The organism is Methylobacterium haplocladii (assembly GCF_007992175.1).
GTDB classification, from domain to species: domain Bacteria; phylum Pseudomonadota; class Alphaproteobacteria; order Rhizobiales; family Beijerinckiaceae; genus Methylobacterium; species Methylobacterium haplocladii.
The window spans coordinates 1-15,414 of record NZ_BJZT01000038.1 but is presented as its reverse complement, the minus strand read 5'-3'; the positions used below and the strand labels follow the sequence as shown (position 1 = coordinate 15,414).

The window sequence follows — 15,414 nt, the reverse complement described above, 5'->3', positions numbered from 1 at the left end:
CGTTGCGAAAACCTGTCAGGATCCGTCTTTTCCCATGTCGAAGAAGCACGGCAAGCGCCACCGCGCCGCAACCCCCGCAGCGGACGATGCGACACCATGGCAGGATGGTCCACGCGCCGCGTCCGGCATCGTGACCGTGGTGCCGGGGCAGGCCTTCGACCTCGGCGCGGTTGATTCCGACGCCGATGGCGGCTTCGAGAAGGAGGCCGCGGGCGCGGCTCTGAAGGTCGAGCGCGAGCGGATCAGCGTCCTGCAGGAACGCCTCTATGCCGAGCGCAAGCGCAGCCTGCTCGTGGTGTTCCAGGCGATCGACACCGGCGGCAAGGACGGCACCATCCGCAACGTCTTCAAGGGCGTGAACCCGCAGGGCTGCCGGGTCTGGTCGTTCAAGGTGCCGAGCTCGGACGAGCTCGATCAGGACTTCCTGTGGCGCTACCACGCCAAGGTTCCGGGGCGCGGCCTGATCGGCGTGTTCAACCGCAGCCATTACGAGGACGTCCTGGCCGTGCGGGTGAAGGAGCTCGTGCCCGAGACCGTCTGGCGCGAGCGCTACGGGCTGATCAACGATTTCGAGCGGCTGCTCACGCTCTCGGGCGTGACGGTGCTCAAGTTCTTCCTGCACATCTCGAAGGACAAGCAGAAGGAGCGCCTGGAATCCCGCCTCGCCGAGCCGGACAAGGCCTGGAAGTTCGATCCGGCCGATCTGACCGAGCGCAAGTCCTGGGACGCCTACCAGGCCGCCTTCGCCGACGCGCTCGCGCGCTGCTCGACGCCCTACGCGCCCTGGCACGTCGTTCCCGCCAACCGCAAATGGTACCGTAACCTCGTCGTCAGCCGCACCGTCGCCGACACGCTGGAGGCGATGGACCCGCAGTTTCCGGAGCCCAAGGACGGGATCGCGGGGTTGAAGGTGGTGTGATGTGACGGGCGTCGCGCCGGAGCGGAAACCCATGACCCATATCGCCTGGGCGCTGCTCGGCATGGCCGGCTACTCGGCGGTGACACTTCTGGTGAAGCTCGCCACGCGCACCGGCGATTTCAACGCCTTTGCCGTGCTTGCCGTCGCGACGGGCGTCGTTGCGGTCTCGGCCCTCGCCAACGCTGTTCTCGGCGGGGCCTTCGCCGGCAAGACCGGCGCGGATTTCCTGAGGCCCGGGGCGCTGTATGCCTACGCGGCGGGCATCGCCCTGACGATCGCGGTGGGTCGCTGTTCAAGGGCCTCTCGCTCGGCCCTGCGAGCGTCGTCGTGCCGATCTACGGGATGTTCATCCTCGGCGGCAGCCTGCTCGGCGTCCTCGTGCTGGGCGAGCCGATGACCGCGCGCAAGGTCGCTGGTATGCTGCTCTGCGTGGTGGGCGTGTATCTCGTCGCGGGGTGAGATGCCGACGGCCGTTCCGATCCGGTGACGTCGAGAATCAGCCATGCTCACCGTTCGTGAGATCGCCGTTTCCGGCTATCGCTCGCTCAAGCAGATCCGTTTCCCGGTGGACGGGCTCGGCGTGTTCGTCGGCGGCAACGGGGCCGGCAAGACAAACCTCTACCGCTCGCTCGAGCTGCTGCAGTCCGCCGCCGACGGCGCGCTGACGCGGGCGCTGGCGGCCGAGGGCGGGATGGAATCGGTGCTCTGGGCAGGCGAGCGCCGCAGGACGGAGCCTGCGCGCGTCCGGCTGTCGGCCGAGCTGGCGGATGACGAGACCGGACACGCCTTCGCTTACGAGGTCGCGGTCGGCCTCGTGCCGCAAGCCGGTGACGAGATCTACGGCGCCGCCTTCTCGCTGGAGCCCCAGGTCAAGACGGAGCGCTTGACGGTGCAGACGGGTCTGCGCCCGGTGGTGGCGCTGAACCGAGACGGCCCGTCCGGCTTCGTGCGCGACGAGGACGGCCGGAAGCGGCCCTTCGGCACCACCCTGCTCGCCACCGAGACCGCGCTCGGCGCCTTGCAGGACGCGGTGCGCTTTCCTGAGATCGAGATCGTACGCCGGGCCATGGCGGCCTGGCGCTTCCACCACGACTTTCGCACCGATGCCGCCTCGGCTCTGCGCCGTCCCTGCCTGGCCGTGACGACGCCGACGCTCGCCTCGGACGGGTCCGATCTCGCTGCGGTGTTCGCGACGCTGAGGCACATCCGGCAGGACACGGTCGATCTCGACGAGGCGGTCGGGCACGCCTTTCCCGGCGCACGTCTCGTCATCCCGCCGCCCGATCGCGAGGCGCAGTTCGGGCTGATCTTTTCGGAGTATCCGCGGCGCGTCTTCGCGGCGTCGGAGCTGTCGGATGGGACGTTGCGCTACCTCGCCCTCGCCGGAGCGCTCCTCGCCTACCGGCTGCCGCCCTTCGTCGCCCTGAACGAGCCGGAGACCAGCCTGCATCCGGATCTCATGGAGCCGCTGGCGCGCATGATCGTGCGGGCGTCCGAACGCACGCAGGTCTGGCTCGTCACCCATTCCGAACGGCTGGCGCAGGCCATCGCCGAGCACGGCGGCGTGCGTCCGCGCGTGGTCGTCAAGCGCGACGGCGCGACCTGGATCGAGGGTCTCAGGCTGGCCGGAGATTTTTCGCAGGATGAGGACTGAGCCGCGCTCAGTCCTTGTCGAGCGCCAGGTCCGGCGCCTCGGGGTTCTTCATGCCCACCACGTGGTAGCCGGCATCGACGTGCAGGATCTCGCCGGTCATGCCGCGGGACATGTCGGAGACGAGGTAGGCCGCCGTTTCGCCGACTTCGTCGATGGTGACGGTCCGGCGCAAGGGCGCGTTGTACTCGTTCCACTTCAGGATGTAGCGGAAGTCGCCGATGCCGGAGGCGGCGAGCGTCTTGATCGGGCCGGCCGAGATCGCGTTGACGCGGATCTTCGAGGGGCCGAGGTCGGCGGCTAGGTAGCGCACCGAGGCTTCGAGCGCGGCCTTGGCGACGCCCATGACGTTGTAGTGCGGCATCCACTTCTCGGCGCCGTAATAGGTCAGCGTCAGGAGCGATCCGCCGTTGGACATCAGCTTCTCGGCGCGCTGGGCGACCGCCGTGAACGAATAGCAGGAGATCAGGAGCGACTTGGTGAAGTTCGCCTCCGAGGTCTCGACGTAGCGCCCGGTCAGCTCGTCCTTGTCGGAGAAGGCGATGCAGTGGACGACGAAGTCGATGCCCTCGGGAAAGATTTCGGCGGTCCGCGCGAAGACCGCATCGATCGAGGCCGGGTCGGTGACGTCGCAATGGCCGACGACGTGGGCATCGAGCTCCTTTGCCAGCGGCTCGACGCGCTTCTTCAGGGCGTCGCCCTGGTAGGTGAAGGCGAGCTTGGCCCCGTGCGCGGCAGCGCTCCTGGCGATGCCCCAGGCGATCGAGCGGTTGTTGGCCACCCCGAGCACCAGCCCGTTCTTGCCTGCCAGCAAACCGGTTCCGTCCGCCATGTTCGACCCTGCCTTCGCAACCGCACGACCCAAGGGACGCCCGCCAAGGGACGGCCATGCGGCCGGCATCCTTAGCGGAGGCCCGGCGCAGGGGAAAGCCTCGGGCCGCCACTCTGCGTGAGGGTCAGGCCGTCCCGGCCTTGGCCTCGCGCCGCTGCCGCGCGTAGTCGGCAAGGGCCGCGTCCGCGTCGGACGGCAGGACGATGGCGGTTGTGGCGATCAGGTCGCCGCGCGAGCCGTCCTTCTTCGGCAGGCCCTTTCCACGCAACCGGAACGCGCGGCCGGAACTGGTCATCGCCGGAATCTTCATCTCGACGGCGCCGGTCAGCGTCGGCACGCGGAGCGCCCCGCCGAGCACGGCGTCTTCAAGGGCGAGATCGACGGTGACGCGCAGATCCGCGCCCTCCACCTTGAAGCGGTCGTGCGGCTTGATCCGGATGGTGAGGAGTGCGTCGCCCGGCTCCGCGCGCGGACCGGCCTGTCCGCCGAGGCCGCGCAGTCGAATCGTCTGGCCGTCGACCACGCCCTTGGGGATCATCACGTCGACGCCGCGTCCCCCTGGGAGAGTCAGGCGCAGCTTCTCGTCGCTGGCCACCTGCTCCAGGGTGACGGTGAGTTCCGCCGCGACGTCCTCGCCGCGCGCGGGCCCACGCGCCTGCCCCGGCCCGGCGCCGCCCGCGCGAAACGCCTCGCCGAACAGCGTGGAGAAGATGTCGTCGCTCATGCCACCGCCGGCGGGACCGCGGCCCCGCTGGACGTTCTCGAAGTCGAAGCCGCCGCGCCCGCCACCGAAGCCCTCGAAGCCGGTGGCGCGGGGCTTGCCCTCGGCGTCGATCTCGCCACGGTCGAACTGGCCGCGCTTGTCCTTGTCGCCCAGCACCTCGTAGGCGGTGTTCGCCTCGGCGAACCGCTCCTTGGCCTTCGGGTCCTTGTTCGAGTCGGGGTGATAGGCCTTGGCGAGCTTCCGGAAGGCCTTCTTGACCTCCGCCTCGCTCGCGCCCTTCGGCACGCCGAGCACGTCGTAGGGGTTCCGCATCCGGGATGATGTCCAAGAGAAATCAGGCCGTACGGATACGACCTCGTGATCAGCCCTTCAACGTGGGAGTTTGGTTGTCGAATACCAGTGGCCCTTGCGGCCGACGCCGCCAGGACTGCCCGTCGCGGAAGCGGCGCCGGGCCGTCGCGCTCGCCGACTGCCGTCGGTGCAAAACGCCGCCAATCAGGTCGTCGCCGGCTTGGACGCAGCCTTCAGGCGCTTCAACTCCCAGCCGCCGCCCGACGGCTTGCAACCGGTCCCGCGCACGAAGCGGCTGGTGGCGGGCGCCACCACCGAGGCGAGGAAGTCGCGGCAGATCTCGTCGTTGGAGACGTAGGGAAGCCCGGTGGGGTTCACGGAACCGCGCATCGCGGTCTCCGGGTTCTCCCACTTCACCGGCTTGCCGTTGCCTTGCGGATCGAGCGCCACCGCGAGCGCGGCATGCGCCCGGCGCCAGTCCTCGTCGTCGAGATCCCGGCCGAAGCTCGTCGGCGGCTTGGTGATACTGCCGGTACTCGTCGGCTCGCGCACCTCCGGTTTGGGGTCGGACGCGAACGACAGGATCGGCCCGCTGCAGCCGCAGAGCGCCGACAGGATCAGGCCCGAGACGATCAGCGCGCCCGGCGGCGGCCCGTTGAGGGCTTTACAGTCGCGAAAACGCATTACACCTGAACTCGCGAGACATACGTGACCGACGCATCGGTGCTCCACGCCGGTACCCCCCCGACACGGATGTCACTGCACAGGAGTAGAGCGTGGATCGGTTAAGAGACGATGAGCCTCGGGCTCCGGCGGACTTCACGCTCGCGCGAGATCCCTGGGCGCTGTTCTCCGCCTGGATGACGGAGGCGACGGCCGCGGAGCCCGAGGATGCCAATGCGATGGCGCTCGCCACGGCGGATGCGAACGGCCTGCCCGACGTGCGCATGGTGCTCCTGAAGGGCGCCGACCCGCACGGGCTCGTGTTCTACACCAACGTCGAATCCGCCAAGGGCGAGCAGCTCGCCCGCAATCCACAGGCGGCCGTGGTGTTTCACTGGAAATCCCTACGTCGGCAGATCCGCGCCCGCGGCCCGATCGTGCCGGTGACGCCGGAGGAGGCCGACGCCTATTTCGCCAGCCGCCACCGCGACAGCCGCATCGGCGCCATCGCCAGCCGGCAGTCGCGCCCGCTGGCCGACCGCCCGACGCTGATGGCCGAAGTCGCAGAACTCTCGGCGCGATACGAAGACGGCCCGATTCCGCGGCCGGAGAACTGGACGGGATTTCGGATCGCCCCCGTTCAGATGGAGTTCTGGCAGAACGGCGACTTTCGGCTGCACGACCGGGTGCGGTTTACCCGGGACGGGGCGGGGTGGAGCCGGGCGCGGTTGTATCCGTGAGTGCTGCGCGGCACCTCAGGTGTGCGTGTGAGGCTCGGACATCGCTGGATAGAGTGCCAGCTGACCGGCGACGTGATGCGCCGGACCGAGCGCCCTGTCCGTATCCGAACCGTTTCGCCACGCCCGGCGTTCTTCTCGACCCAGAACGAGGAGAAGCGCCGTGAGAATCCGTTATCTGTTGCCGCTGATCGGGGTCTTTGCCCTCGCCGGGTGCAAGGATGAGAAGAAGGCGCCGCCGCCGCCACCTCCGCCGCCGGCGAGCACCGCCCCGACAACACCGCCGCCGGCAACGCCCGCGCCGAAGCCGGACGCGCCGAAGCCGTAGTCCATTCGATCGGCAGCCGCCGCGCCGACGCCATCGGTTCGGCGGCTGTCCCTGATTGCCGCTGGAGAGAAGTGCGGCGCGTGCGTCGACCGTGCCCGCCTCTGCCAACAGGCCTTCCGCGCCCGCTGCGTGTTTCCAGGAAGCGGTGCAGGCCGAGGGCCGCCCCCAAATCCGGTCTGCTTCCGTCATCCGTTCCGGACTGCATCGCCCTGTATCGCTGCAACGCGGTAGGGCGCTGGATTTCCGGTGTCGCGCGTCCTAGACCTGTGCGTGTCCATGCGGGCGCCGCGGCCTTGGCGGTTCGCGTGCCGGGACTGAAGGAGCGGCCTTGGCCCAGTCCAACGATCGTCGGCGCGTCATGCTGCTCACCGGCGCGAGCCGAGGAATCGGCCACGCCACCGTGAAGCGTTTCTCCGCTGCGGGCTGGCGCGTCATCACCTGTTCCCGCCACCCCTTCCCCGAAAACTGCCCGTGGGAGATGGGGCCCGAGGACCATCTGCAGGTCGATCTGGCCGATGCCGAGGATACGATCCGCGGCGTGCGCGAGGTCGCCGGACGGCTCGAGGCCGAGGGCGGCATGCTGCACGCCCTCGTCAACAATGCCGGCATTTCGCCGAAAGGTCCCGACGGCCAGCGCCTCGGCGCGCTCGGCACCGACTACACGACGTGGTCGCGGGTGTTTCAGGTCAATTTCTTCGCGCCGATGCTGCTGGCCCAGGGCATGCGCGAGGAGCTGACCCGGGCCAAGGGCTCCATCGTCAACGTCACCTCGATCGCCGGCTCGCGCGTCCACCCCTTCGCCGGCGCCGCCTACGGCACCTCGAAGTCTGCGCTCGCCGGGCTGACCCGCGAGATGGCGGAGGATTTCGGACCGCTGGGCGTGCGCGTCAATGCGATCTCGCCGGGCGAGATCGACACCTCGATCCTGTCGCCGGGCACCGACGAGATCGTCAAGAAGATCCCGCAGCGGCGGCTCGGCACGCCGGACGAGGTCGCCAAGGCGATCTACTTCCTCTGCACCGAGGCGTCGTCCTACGTGAACGGGGCGGAATTGCACATCAACGGCGGGCAGCACGTTTGAGGGCGTGGTCGATCGCTTCCTCCGTCATCGCGAGCGCGGCGAAGAAACCCAGGGCCGGATCCGCGACCTCGGGGCTTCAGCCCCGGCTTGCTTCGCCTTCGGCTCGCCATGACGGAAAGGGTGCGGGCGGCCTCGTGGTCGCCGCCCTCCTCCTCATTCTGGCCGCTCCGGCCGTGGCCGCGGAGCCGGCGGGCGGCGTCACGATCCTCGACCTGCCCTTCTCCGTGAAGGCGATGCGCGGACCCGGCAGCGAGGTGGCGCTTGCCGTCTCGACCTCGGGGCTGCTGCCGATCGCCCGGCCGAAACCCGCGAGTGCCGACCCGAAGGCACGTCCCGCACCGACACCGGACGAGACCGAGATCGCGCCGGTGGCCGTGGTCTGGGGCGAGGGCGGCGGGGCCGTGCTCAGCCTCGACGGCGACACGGTGAAGACCACGCTCATCGGGGCCGAGGCGATGGAGGGGCTCGCCGCCTCCGAGACGCCGCGCGGCGCGGTGCCGGGCTCGCGCCGGGCGCTGTCAGGCCCGCTGAGCGCCTACCTTTCGGGGCCGACCGGCGCCACGGGCCGGGCCTCGGGCCTGACGATCCGCGAGCGCCAGCCCGTCGGGACCACCAGCGAGCCGACGGCCGTGCCGGTGGCGAGCGCCACGCTCGCGCCGGGGGCCGACGCGGTCTTCGCCGCCCGCCGCCCGCGCATCGCGACGATCGACGGCACACCGGTGATCGTCGCCGTCACGGCCGGGCCGGGTGCCGTCTCCGCGCTGGTGCTCGCTGCCAAGGACGCCGCCGGCGCCTGGAGCGTCGTCGCGCGCACGCCGCCGCAGTCCGGCGCAACGCCGCTCGCCGTCGCGGGCCTCGGCGATTTCGCCGGCAGCGGCCGTCCCCAGGCCGCGACGATCCGCGAGCCCGACGGGGTGGGGGTGCTGCAGCTCTGGTCCTACGCCGACGGCGCTCTCAGCCTGTCCGCCGAGGCGCCGGGCTATGCCGGCCCGACCGCCGAGATCGACCTCGCCGCCGTGATTCCGGGCGAGCCCGGCCAAGCCGCAGCCCTCGCCCTCCCCGCCGCCGACCGCGACACGCTCGCGATCGTGTCGCTCCAGGGCGGCATCGCGGAACGGGCGCGGATTCTGCTGCCCGGACCGGCCGCCCTCGGCGTCGCCGTGCTCGGCCGTGGAGGTCGGGCGCGGATCCTCGTCGGCCTCGCGGATGGCCGCTTGGCCGTGATCCCCGCGAACGCCGCCGGAGCCGTGTCGCCATGACGGCCGCCCTGGCTCACGCACGGCCGACGCCCGTACAAGCCACGAGCGACGGCGACGACCGGCTGTTTCCGACCCGTCCTTTCGTCGGCGTCTCGATCGCCGTGATCCGGAACGGACGGGTGCTGCTCGCCGCGCGCGCCAACCAGCCGATGCGGGGCGTCTGGACGCTTCCGGGGGGGCTCGTCGAGGCCGGGGAGCCGCTGGCGCAGGCCGCACTCCGCGAGCTTTCGGAGGAGGTCGGCGTGGTTGCCGCGGTCGTCGGCACCAGCCTGACGCCGACCGAGATCATCTTGCGCGACGAGGCCGGCGGCATCCGTCACCACTACGTCATCCATCCCCATGCCGCGACCTGGCTCGCCGGCGAGCCGACGCCAGGACCGGAGGCCCTCGATGTGCGCTGGGCGCAGCTCGCGGACGTCGCCGGGCTGGAGACCACGCCGGGCCTCGCCGGCACGCTGGCCGAGGCGTTTTCCCGCGTCGGGGGAGGCACGTAGGTGATCCGCCGGCTCGGTCCGATCCTGCTCGCCATACTGCTCGCCGCCACACCTGCGCTTGCCCAACAGCGCGTGGCGCCGGCGCGGCCGCAATCCCAGCAGAAGCCGGCGGACAAGGAGCCTCCGCCCCCGGCCGAGCCTCCGCCCGCTCCCTACGACCGCGACCTCCTGCGTCTCTCCGAGATCATCGGCGCACTGGCCTTCCTGCGTGGCCTCTGCGGCGCTGGGGACGCCGCCGAATGGCCGGCGCGGATGAAATCCATCATGGAATCGGAAGGGGTGACGCCGAACCGCCGCGACCGGCTCGCCGGTGCCTACAACCGCGGCTACCGCGGCTATGCCCTCACCTACCGGGTCTGCACGCCGTCGGCGACCGAGGCGACGAACCGCTATCTCGGCGAGGGCGAGCGCCTGTCCCATGGCATCGCCGGCCGTTTCGGCGGGTGAGCTTGTTGCCGAATGGCCACATAACCGTTTGGTTACGACGATCGCTCCAATCGTGGCGTCGACATTAACCTCTTCGCAATTCCCTGCTGGTCCGCGCGGCCCAAGCGGCCTATCGTCCAACTGCTTCGCCGGACAACGGATCGGCCCGAACCATGCGCGAGACCATGCTCCAGGAAACCGCCGCCGAAACCTTCGATGTCGACAGCGACGACAAGCGCGTCGCCCTGGGCCTCGTCACCGAAGCTTTCGCCGAGGGCTGTCTGGATGGGCTCGACGGGGATTGCATGGCGCAGGCCGCCTTGTTCGCGGCCTTCCAGGAACTCGTGGCCACCTATGGCGAAGACGCCACTGCGGTCTATGCCGAAGGCTTGCCCGAGCGCATCCGCGCCGGCGGGTTCACGACGACGCTTCATCACTAGAACGCCGTCTGCCGGGCCGGTCACTGCAATATCCACAGGACGTTCGCCGCACCGACAGACGCGGTCGCGTGACGCGTCTCGCGACGCCGGATCATGTTTTTGCGGATGTCTGGGCCTGACTGCGCGCAGCGACTTGGAAGAACCGACTCGCTAAGCCGCTGGCGTGCCTTGGTGTTTTGTAGCCTGTCCGATCTGATGTCTTGAAATCGGAAAGCGCACAGATCAGATCAAATTTTATCGATCGACTGAAGTATTCCAAATCTCAACTCAGTTTTCCATCCTGTGTTCTCAGCCGTAACTGGGATTCTCCGGTTCGTCGCATAGCCTGACGTTCATCGTACATGAACATATCGGGTGTCGCGTCATGCCATTCGCCATCAAGTATCGCCGGGTCGACCGCCGCAGCGAGCCTTCGCTGGAGACACTCGCCGTCGATATCGAGAACCACGACGAGGCCAAGGCGCTCGTCGATCGTCTGGCCGGTTCCTACGCGCAGAACGGCCGGCACGCGCCGCCGATGCGGTGGTTCCGCAATCGCGCCGGCCTGCATCTGATCTGGGCGCAGCAGCAATGATCCTCGTCGCGGGCGTTGCTTGCGGACACGGGCCGACGCGCTGGCGGCCGGCGCGAACCGAGCGAATGCGGCACGCGCGGTTCTTCGAGACGATCGGGCGGCTGATCCGGATCGTTTCCGGCCCCTGCGTCACGAGAGCGGATGCAAGGCCTCTTCGAAGACGACGGCTTCGCCGCGTGACGGCGCCACGAGATCGCCCTGCCACATGACGGGGACGCCGCGCACCAGCGTGCCGACCGGCCAGCCGGTGACGCAGACGCCGTCATAGGGCGTCCAGCCGCATTTCGAGGCGATCCAGTCGTTGCGGATCGTCTCGCGGCGCTTCAGGTCGACCACGGTGACGTCCGCGTCGTAGCCGACGGCCAGCCGGCCCTTTCGCGCGATGCCGAACAGCCGCTTCGGCCCGGCGCTCGTCAGGTCGACGAAGCGCGCGAGTGAGAGCCGCCCGGCGGCGACGTGATCGAGCATGATCGGTACCAGCGTCTGCACCCCGGTCATGCCGGAGGGCGAGTCGGGATAGGGCTTGGCCTTCTCCTCCAGCGTGTGCGGGGCGTGGTCCGAACCGAGCACGTCGGCGATGCCTTGGGCGAGGCCCCGCCAGATCCCGTCGCGATGGGCGGCGTCGCGCACCGGCGGGTTCATCTGCACCAGCGTACCGAGGCGGGCATAGGCCTCGCTGCCGTCGAGGGTGAGGTGATGCGGCGTCACCTCGACGCTGACGAGGTCCTTGGCCTCGGCGAGGATCGGCATCTCGTCCTGGGTCGAGATGTGCAGGATGTGGATGCGTGCGCCGGTCTCCCGGGCGAGCGCGATCAGCCGCCGCGTCGCCTTCACTGCGACCTCGGGCGACCGCCAGACCGGATGCGAGGACGGGTCGCCCGGCACCCGCAGGCCTTTGCGCTCCCGCAGCATTGGCTCGTCTTCCGAGTGGAAGGCGGCCCGGCGGCGGATTCTTTTCAGGATTTCGCGCACGCCGGCATCGTCCTCCACCAGCAGCGCGCCGGTCGACGACCCGATGAAGATCTTGATGCCGGCCGCGCCCGGAAGCCGCTCCAGTTCGGCAACCTGATCGGCGTTCTCGTGCGTGCCGCCGACCCAGAAGGCGAAGTCGCAATGCATCCGGTGATGTGCGCGCGCCACCTTGTCGGCGAGCGCCGCGGCACTGGTGGTCAGCGGGTTGGTGTTCGGCATTTCGAAGACGGCCGTGACGCCGCCCATCACCGCGGCGCGCGAGCCCGATTCGAGGTCTTCCTTGTGGTCGAGCCCCGGCTCGCGGAAATGGACCTGGCTGTCGATGACGCCGGGCAGCAGATGCAGGCCGGTACAGTCGCGCCTCTCGACGGTTCGAGCCTGGGACAGGTCGCCGATCGCGGCGACCCGGCCCGCCCGGATGCCGAGGTCGGCCAGGGTCTCGCCATCGTGGTTGACCACCGTCCCGCCCGTCAGCACGAGATCGAAAGGCGTCTCCGTCACCGGCCGCTCCACATTGAGGCTCAATGCCGGGCGGCTTATGTCAGCCGCTGGCCGCGTGCAATTCCCGCGGCGCCCATCGCGTGAGACGTCCATGCCGATCGCATTGCTGCCGGACCGCGCCGTCGTCACGGTCACCGGGGAGCCGGCGACCTCCTTCCTGCAGGGCATCCTGACCTGCAATGTCGAGTCCCTGCCGGAGGGCGAGGCTCGCCTCGGGGCGCTTCTCACGCCGCAAGGAAAGATCCAGTTCGACTTCCTGGTGTCGCGGGCCGGCCCCGACGCGTTTCGCCTCGACGTCGCGGCCGGGCAGGTGCCCGACCTCGTCAAGCGCCTGACCCTCTACAAGCTGCGCGCCAAGGTGACGATCGCGGCCGACCCGGCCCAGGGCGTCGCCGCCTCCTGGAACGATGCGGAGACGAGCGCCGACGTGCCGCGCTTCGCGGACGGGCGCCTGCCGCAACTCGGCGGCCGCCTCTATTTTTCGCAAGGCGCGTTCTCGGCCGATGCCACCGAAGACGATTACCACACCCACCGCATCGCCCTCGGCGTTCCGGAGGGCGGGCGCGACTTCGCCTTCGCCGACGCCTTCCCGCACGAGGCGCTGATGGACCAGCTCGGCGGCGTCGATTTTCGCAAAGGCTGCTACGTGGGTCAGGAGGTGGTCTCGCGCATGCAGCACCGCGGCACCGCCCGCACCCGCATCGTGTCGCTGGTTTACCGCGACGGCGAGGCGGCCCCCCCCGGCAGCGAGGTGACGGCCGGCCAGAAGAACCTCGGCACCACGGGCAGCTCTGCCGGCGGACGCGGCCTCGCCGCGATCCGCCTCGACCGCCTCGGTGATGCGCTGGCCACAGGCGAGCCGGTGCGTGCGGGCGGTCTCATCGCGGGTGTCGAGAAGCCCTCCTTCGCCACCTTCGCCTTCCCGGCGGATGCCGCGGCACCGGCTGGGTGAGGTGACGTTTCGAGACCATAACCCTGTCATCCCGGGGCTCGCCAAAGGCGAGAACCCGGGATCCACGACTGGGCACATCGTCCTTCATCTCCGGCGCATCACGGGTGGCTTCCGGGTTCCGCTGCGCGGCCCCGGAACGACGGTGCGGAATTCGGGCGCAGGGTGGGTGTGATGGACGAGACCGGCCTCATCACCACCCATCCCGACGGCTGCCCGCGTTGCTGGTGGGCCGGGCTCGACCCGGTCTACGTCGCCTATCACGACACCGAATGGGGCGTGCCCGAATACGATTCCCGCGCCCTCTACGAAAAGCTGATCCTCGACGGCTTCCAGGCCGGGTTGTCCTGGATCACCATCCTGCGCCGCCGCGAGGGGTTTCGGCGGGCCTTCGTCGGTTTCGAACCCGAGCGCATCGCGCGCTTCACCGAGGCCGACGTGGCGCGGCTGATGGCCGACACCGGCATCATCCGGAACCGCGCCAAGATCGTCGGCACCATCGCTGGCGCCCGCGCGTGGCTGGCCATCGAGGAGCGCGGACCGGGCTTTTCGCGGTTCCTCTGGGATTTCGTCGATGGGCGGCCGATCCAGTCCGGAGCGCTGAGCCGGGGCGACATCGCGACCGAAACCGAAGTCTCGCAACAGATCGCGAAGGCGTTGAAGGCCGAGGGCTTCAGCTTCTGCGGGCCGACCATCGTCCACGCCTTCATGCAGGCGACGGGGATGGTCAACGATCACCTCACCGGCTGTCATCGCCATGCGGCCTGCGCCGCGCTCGCTCCGGCATGAAAGCCGTGAAGCAACCGCCGCGGGCCTGGCAGCGCATGCTGTCGGGCCGGCGGCTCGATCTGCTCGATCCCTCGCCGCTCGACGTCGAGATCGCCGACATTGCGCACGGCCTCGCCCGCGTGGCCCGCTGGAACGGGCAGACGCACGGGCCGCACGTCTTCTCGGTCGCGCAGCATTCGCTGCTGGTCGAGGCGATCGGCGGTGGGCTGGCCGGCGGCGACGGGCCGGCGCAGCGCCTCGAACTGCTGCTGCACGACGCGCCCGAATACGTCATCGGCGACATCATCTCGCCCTTGAAGGCCGCGATCGGCGACGCCTACAAGTCGGTCGAACGGCGGCTGCTCGGCGCCATCCGCCGTCGCTTCGAACTCGCCCCGCCCTCCCCGGCCCTGGCGCGGCTCGTCAAGCGCGCCGACCGGATCGCGGCCGCGATCGAGGCGGTCCGGATCGCCGGTTTCTCCGAGGACGAGGCCGGACGCATCTTCGGCCGGACGCCCGTCCTGCCGGATGTGGTCGCGGCCGACATCGAGACCTGGATCGTCTGCCGCCCGACGGCGGAGGCGCAGGCCTGCTATCTCGCCCGTTTCGCGGCCCTGACGGCCGCCCTACCCGGCGAACCGCCGCGCGCCCGATCCTGATACAGTCGAGAAGCCGATGCCGACCCTCCATGCCTGCTCGCTGGCGCGCCTGCCCGAGACCGTCGCGGCGACGCAGGCGAGCCATCTCGTCACGCTCTTCACAGCCGGCGCCGCCGTCAGGCGACCGGCTGCGATCGAAGCGGAGCGCCACCTCGTCCTCGGCGTCAGCGACATCTCTTCCCCGATGGCCGATCACATCCTGCCGGCGGAGGCGCATGTGCGGGCGCTGCTCGACTTCGTGCGCGGCTGGAATCGCGCCCGGCCGCTCGTGATCCACTGCTATGCCGGCATCAGCCGCTCGACGGCCGCGCTCTACATCGCCGCCTGTGCGCTCCAGCCGGAGCGGGACGAGGGCGGCATCGCGTCGGAACTCCGCCGGGCGTCCCCCTCCGCGACCCCGAACCGGCTGCTCGTCGAGATCGCCGACGGCCTGCTCGGACGACAGGGCCGCATGATCACCGGCATCGCCGGCATCGGGCGCGGCGCGGAGGCCTTCGAGGGTACGCCGTTCCACCTCGCCCTCGGGTGAGGACCCGGCTCGGAAGAAAACGCGACGGAAACCGGCCGTCATGCGTTACTGGCCCGACATGATCATCGAGACCCGACGCGGGGCTGCGCCTCCGAGCAATCCGGCGGGCTTGTGCGGTTGCACCGGCCCCGTCATAACCGGCCCAATGGGATGTGAGGGATGAACGCAGCTCGATCCGCCGCGCCGGCCTCCGTGCCCGGGGCGCCCGACGCCGTGCCCGAAGACCTGCCCTTCGAGGCGGCGCTGGCGCAGCTCGAAGAGATCGTACGTCAGCTCGAGAAGGGCGATGTGCCCCTCGACCGGTCCGTGGAGATCTACGAGCGCGGCGAGGCGCTGAAGCGCCATTGCGAAGCGCTGCTCAAGCGGGCCGAAGCCCGCATCCAGCGGATCACCCTCGGCCCCGATGGTCAGGCAGCCTCCGTCGCTCCCCTCGACGTCGAGTAGCGGGCGCCGGCGCATGGCCTCCTCACGCTCGCTTCGATCGAAGTCATCAGCTCGCGCAAGACCTTGCGCGCCTTTTCTTACTCCGGACATGAGGATGGTTCGGTGGCACTCGTAGACAAGACCATTCTCGATTCGATCCCGACGCCTGACGCGCTGCGTCGCCTTCCGGAGGG

The 15,414-nt window shown here is 69.8% G+C and carries 21 protein-coding genes; 16 read left to right on the top strand and 5 right to left on the bottom strand.

The features are described from left to right. Positions 1–34: 34 nt before the first annotated feature. The 4 genes from MHA02_RS17215 to MHA02_RS17205 are packed head-to-tail and all read left to right on the top strand — an operon-like array spanning position 35 to position 2,573. On the top strand, positions 35–919 hold the full coding sequence (locus MHA02_RS17215; RefSeq protein ID WP_147080894.1) for a polyphosphate kinase 2 family protein: 885 nt from the start codon (positions 35–37) through the stop codon (positions 917–919). 31 nt (positions 920–950) lie between these two features. Beyond that, complete coding sequence (locus tag MHA02_RS17210) at positions 951–1,316, top strand: hypothetical protein (protein ID WP_238180229.1); 366 nt, start codon at positions 951–953, stop codon at positions 1,314–1,316. Continuing rightward, positions 1,262–1,378 carry a hypothetical protein gene (locus MHA02_RS23000; protein WP_368736859.1) on the top strand — a complete coding sequence of 39 codons (117 nt, stop codon included), beginning with the start codon at positions 1,262–1,264 and terminating at the stop codon, positions 1,376–1,378. The genes MHA02_RS17210 and MHA02_RS23000 overlap by 55 nt, the downstream gene beginning before the upstream one ends. A 43-nt stretch (positions 1,379–1,421) precedes the next feature. Further along, complete coding sequence (locus MHA02_RS17205; protein ID WP_147080889.1) at positions 1,422–2,573, top strand: AAA family ATPase; 1,152 nt, start codon at positions 1,422–1,424, stop codon at positions 2,571–2,573. 7 nt (positions 2,574–2,580) lie between these two features. On the opposite strand, the gene fabI is transcribed toward MHA02_RS17205, so the two are convergent. The 3 genes from fabI to MHA02_RS17190 form a co-directional block, all read right to left on the bottom strand. Then, positions 2,581–3,402 carry an enoyl-ACP reductase FabI gene (fabI, locus tag MHA02_RS17200; RefSeq protein ID WP_147080887.1) on the bottom strand — a complete coding sequence of 274 codons (822 nt, stop codon included), beginning with the start codon at positions 3,400–3,402 and terminating at the stop codon, positions 2,581–2,583. Positions 3,403–3,526: 124 nt separating this feature from the next. Further along, complete coding sequence (locus tag MHA02_RS17195) at positions 3,527–4,438, bottom strand: DnaJ C-terminal domain-containing protein (protein WP_147080885.1); 912 nt, start codon at positions 4,436–4,438, stop codon at positions 3,527–3,529. Between the two features lie 183 nt (positions 4,439–4,621). Beyond that, complete coding sequence (locus MHA02_RS17190; RefSeq protein WP_147080883.1) at positions 4,622–5,101, bottom strand: RT0821/Lpp0805 family surface protein; 480 nt, start codon at positions 5,099–5,101, stop codon at positions 4,622–4,624. 92 nt (positions 5,102–5,193) lie between these two features. Between MHA02_RS17190 and pdxH the strand changes: the two genes are divergently transcribed. Further along, positions 5,194–5,820, top strand: a complete 627-nt coding sequence (gene pdxH, locus MHA02_RS17185) for a pyridoxamine 5'-phosphate oxidase (RefSeq protein ID WP_147080881.1) — start codon at positions 5,194–5,196, stop codon at positions 5,818–5,820. A 171-nt stretch (positions 5,821–5,991) separates the two neighbouring features. On the opposite strand, the gene MHA02_RS22470 is transcribed toward pdxH, so the two are convergent. Continuing rightward, a complete protein-coding gene (locus MHA02_RS22470; protein ID WP_210245083.1) occupies positions 5,992–6,150 on the bottom strand; it encodes a hypothetical protein in 159 nt (52 codons plus the stop codon). Between the two features lie 353 nt (positions 6,151–6,503). Here MHA02_RS22470 and MHA02_RS17180 point away from each other — a divergent pair, with 353 nt between their 5' ends. The 6 genes from MHA02_RS17180 (at position 6,504) to MHA02_RS17155 (ending at position 10,419) form a co-directional block, all read left to right on the top strand. Further along, entirely contained in the window at positions 6,504–7,226 is a 723-nt protein-coding gene (locus MHA02_RS17180; RefSeq protein ID WP_147081088.1) for an SDR family NAD(P)-dependent oxidoreductase, read from the top strand. A gap of 134 nt (positions 7,227–7,360) precedes the next feature. Next, positions 7,361–8,485: a hypothetical protein gene (locus MHA02_RS17175; protein WP_147080879.1), complete on the top strand. Its 1,125-nt coding sequence runs from the start codon at positions 7,361–7,363 to the stop codon at positions 8,483–8,485. After that, complete coding sequence (locus MHA02_RS17170) at positions 8,482–8,979, top strand: NUDIX hydrolase (protein ID WP_147080877.1); 498 nt, start codon at positions 8,482–8,484, stop codon at positions 8,977–8,979. The genes MHA02_RS17175 and MHA02_RS17170 overlap by 4 nt, the downstream gene beginning before the upstream one ends. Before the next feature lie 3 nt (positions 8,980–8,982). Continuing rightward, the gene (locus MHA02_RS17165) at positions 8,983–9,426 is read left to right on the top strand and encodes a TIGR02301 family protein (RefSeq protein WP_147081085.1); all 444 of its coding nucleotides are present in this window, start codon (positions 8,983–8,985) and stop codon (positions 9,424–9,426) included. Positions 9,427–9,578: 152 nt separating this feature from the next. Continuing rightward, positions 9,579–9,845, top strand: coding sequence for a hypothetical protein (locus MHA02_RS17160; RefSeq protein WP_238180230.1), 267 nt, complete (start codon positions 9,579–9,581; stop codon positions 9,843–9,845). 364 nt (positions 9,846–10,209) lie between these two features. Continuing rightward, positions 10,210–10,419: a hypothetical protein gene (locus tag MHA02_RS17155; RefSeq protein ID WP_147080875.1), complete on the top strand. Its 210-nt coding sequence runs from the start codon at positions 10,210–10,212 to the stop codon at positions 10,417–10,419. Between the two features lie 129 nt (positions 10,420–10,548). Here the strand turns inward: MHA02_RS17155 and MHA02_RS17150 are convergent, their stop codons facing one another. Beyond that, positions 10,549–11,892 (bottom strand): dihydroorotase, encoded by a 1,344-nt coding sequence (locus tag MHA02_RS17150; RefSeq protein WP_147080873.1) that lies wholly within the window; start codon positions 11,890–11,892, stop codon positions 10,549–10,551. A gap of 91 nt (positions 11,893–11,983) precedes the next feature. Here MHA02_RS17150 and ygfZ point away from each other — a divergent pair, with 91 nt between their 5' ends. The 5 genes from ygfZ (at position 11,984) to MHA02_RS17125 (ending at position 15,241) form a co-directional block, all read left to right on the top strand. Then, positions 11,984–12,844, top strand: a complete 861-nt coding sequence (gene ygfZ, locus MHA02_RS17145; RefSeq protein ID WP_147080871.1) for a CAF17-like 4Fe-4S cluster assembly/insertion protein YgfZ — start codon at positions 11,984–11,986, stop codon at positions 12,842–12,844. A gap of 171 nt (positions 12,845–13,015) precedes the next feature. After that, positions 13,016–13,630 (top strand): DNA-3-methyladenine glycosylase I, encoded by a 615-nt coding sequence (locus tag MHA02_RS17140; protein WP_147080869.1) that lies wholly within the window; start codon positions 13,016–13,018, stop codon positions 13,628–13,630. After that, positions 13,627–14,268 (top strand): HD domain-containing protein, encoded by a 642-nt coding sequence (locus tag MHA02_RS17135; RefSeq protein WP_147080866.1) that lies wholly within the window; start codon positions 13,627–13,629, stop codon positions 14,266–14,268. Before MHA02_RS17140 ends, MHA02_RS17135 begins: the two co-directional genes overlap by 4 nt. 16 nt (positions 14,269–14,284) lie before the next feature. Beyond that, positions 14,285–14,797: a tyrosine phosphatase family protein gene (locus tag MHA02_RS17130; protein ID WP_147080864.1), complete on the top strand. Its 513-nt coding sequence runs from the start codon at positions 14,285–14,287 to the stop codon at positions 14,795–14,797. Positions 14,798–14,956: 159 nt separating this feature from the next. Beyond that, positions 14,957–15,241, top strand: coding sequence for an exodeoxyribonuclease VII small subunit (locus MHA02_RS17125; RefSeq protein WP_147080862.1), 285 nt, complete (start codon positions 14,957–14,959; stop codon positions 15,239–15,241). The last annotated feature ends 173 nt before the right edge of the window (positions 15,242–15,414 follow it).

Coding starts and splice junctions, on each gene's coding strand:
- MHA02_RS17195 (WP_147080885.1), bottom strand. CDS start 4,438: ATGCGGAACCCCTACGACGTGCTCGGCGTGCCGAAGGGCGCGAGCGAG.
- MHA02_RS17210 (WP_238180229.1), top strand. CDS start 951: ATGACCCATATCGCCTGGGCGCTGCTCGGCATGGCCGGCTACTCGGCG.
- MHA02_RS17215 (WP_147080894.1), top strand. CDS start 35: ATGTCGAAGAAGCACGGCAAGCGCCACCGCGCCGCAACCCCCGCAGCG.
- MHA02_RS17160 (WP_238180230.1), top strand. CDS start 9,579: ATGCGCGAGACCATGCTCCAGGAAACCGCCGCCGAAACCTTCGATGTC.
- fabI (WP_147080887.1), bottom strand. CDS start 3,402: ATGGCGGACGGAACCGGTTTGCTGGCAGGCAAGAACGGGCTGGTGCTC.
- MHA02_RS23000 (WP_368736859.1), top strand. CDS start 1,262: ATGTTCATCCTCGGCGGCAGCCTGCTCGGCGTCCTCGTGCTGGGCGAG.
- MHA02_RS17130 (WP_147080864.1), top strand. CDS start 14,285: ATGCCGACCCTCCATGCCTGCTCGCTGGCGCGCCTGCCCGAGACCGTC.
- MHA02_RS17170 (WP_147080877.1), top strand. CDS start 8,482: ATGACGGCCGCCCTGGCTCACGCACGGCCGACGCCCGTACAAGCCACG.
- MHA02_RS17140 (WP_147080869.1), top strand. CDS start 13,016: ATGGACGAGACCGGCCTCATCACCACCCATCCCGACGGCTGCCCGCGT.
- MHA02_RS17155 (WP_147080875.1), top strand. CDS start 10,210: ATGCCATTCGCCATCAAGTATCGCCGGGTCGACCGCCGCAGCGAGCCT.
- MHA02_RS17190 (WP_147080883.1), bottom strand. CDS start 5,101: ATGCGTTTTCGCGACTGTAAAGCCCTCAACGGGCCGCCGCCGGGCGCG.
- MHA02_RS17135 (WP_147080866.1), top strand. CDS start 13,627: ATGAAAGCCGTGAAGCAACCGCCGCGGGCCTGGCAGCGCATGCTGTCG.
- MHA02_RS22470 (WP_210245083.1), bottom strand. CDS start 6,150: ATGGACTACGGCTTCGGCGCGTCCGGCTTCGGCGCGGGCGTTGCCGGC.
- ygfZ (WP_147080871.1), top strand. CDS start 11,984: ATGCCGATCGCATTGCTGCCGGACCGCGCCGTCGTCACGGTCACCGGG.
- MHA02_RS17125 (WP_147080862.1), top strand. CDS start 14,957: ATGAACGCAGCTCGATCCGCCGCGCCGGCCTCCGTGCCCGGGGCGCCC.
- MHA02_RS17205 (WP_147080889.1), top strand. CDS start 1,422: ATGCTCACCGTTCGTGAGATCGCCGTTTCCGGCTATCGCTCGCTCAAG.
- MHA02_RS17180 (WP_147081088.1), top strand. CDS start 6,504: ATGCTGCTCACCGGCGCGAGCCGAGGAATCGGCCACGCCACCGTGAAG.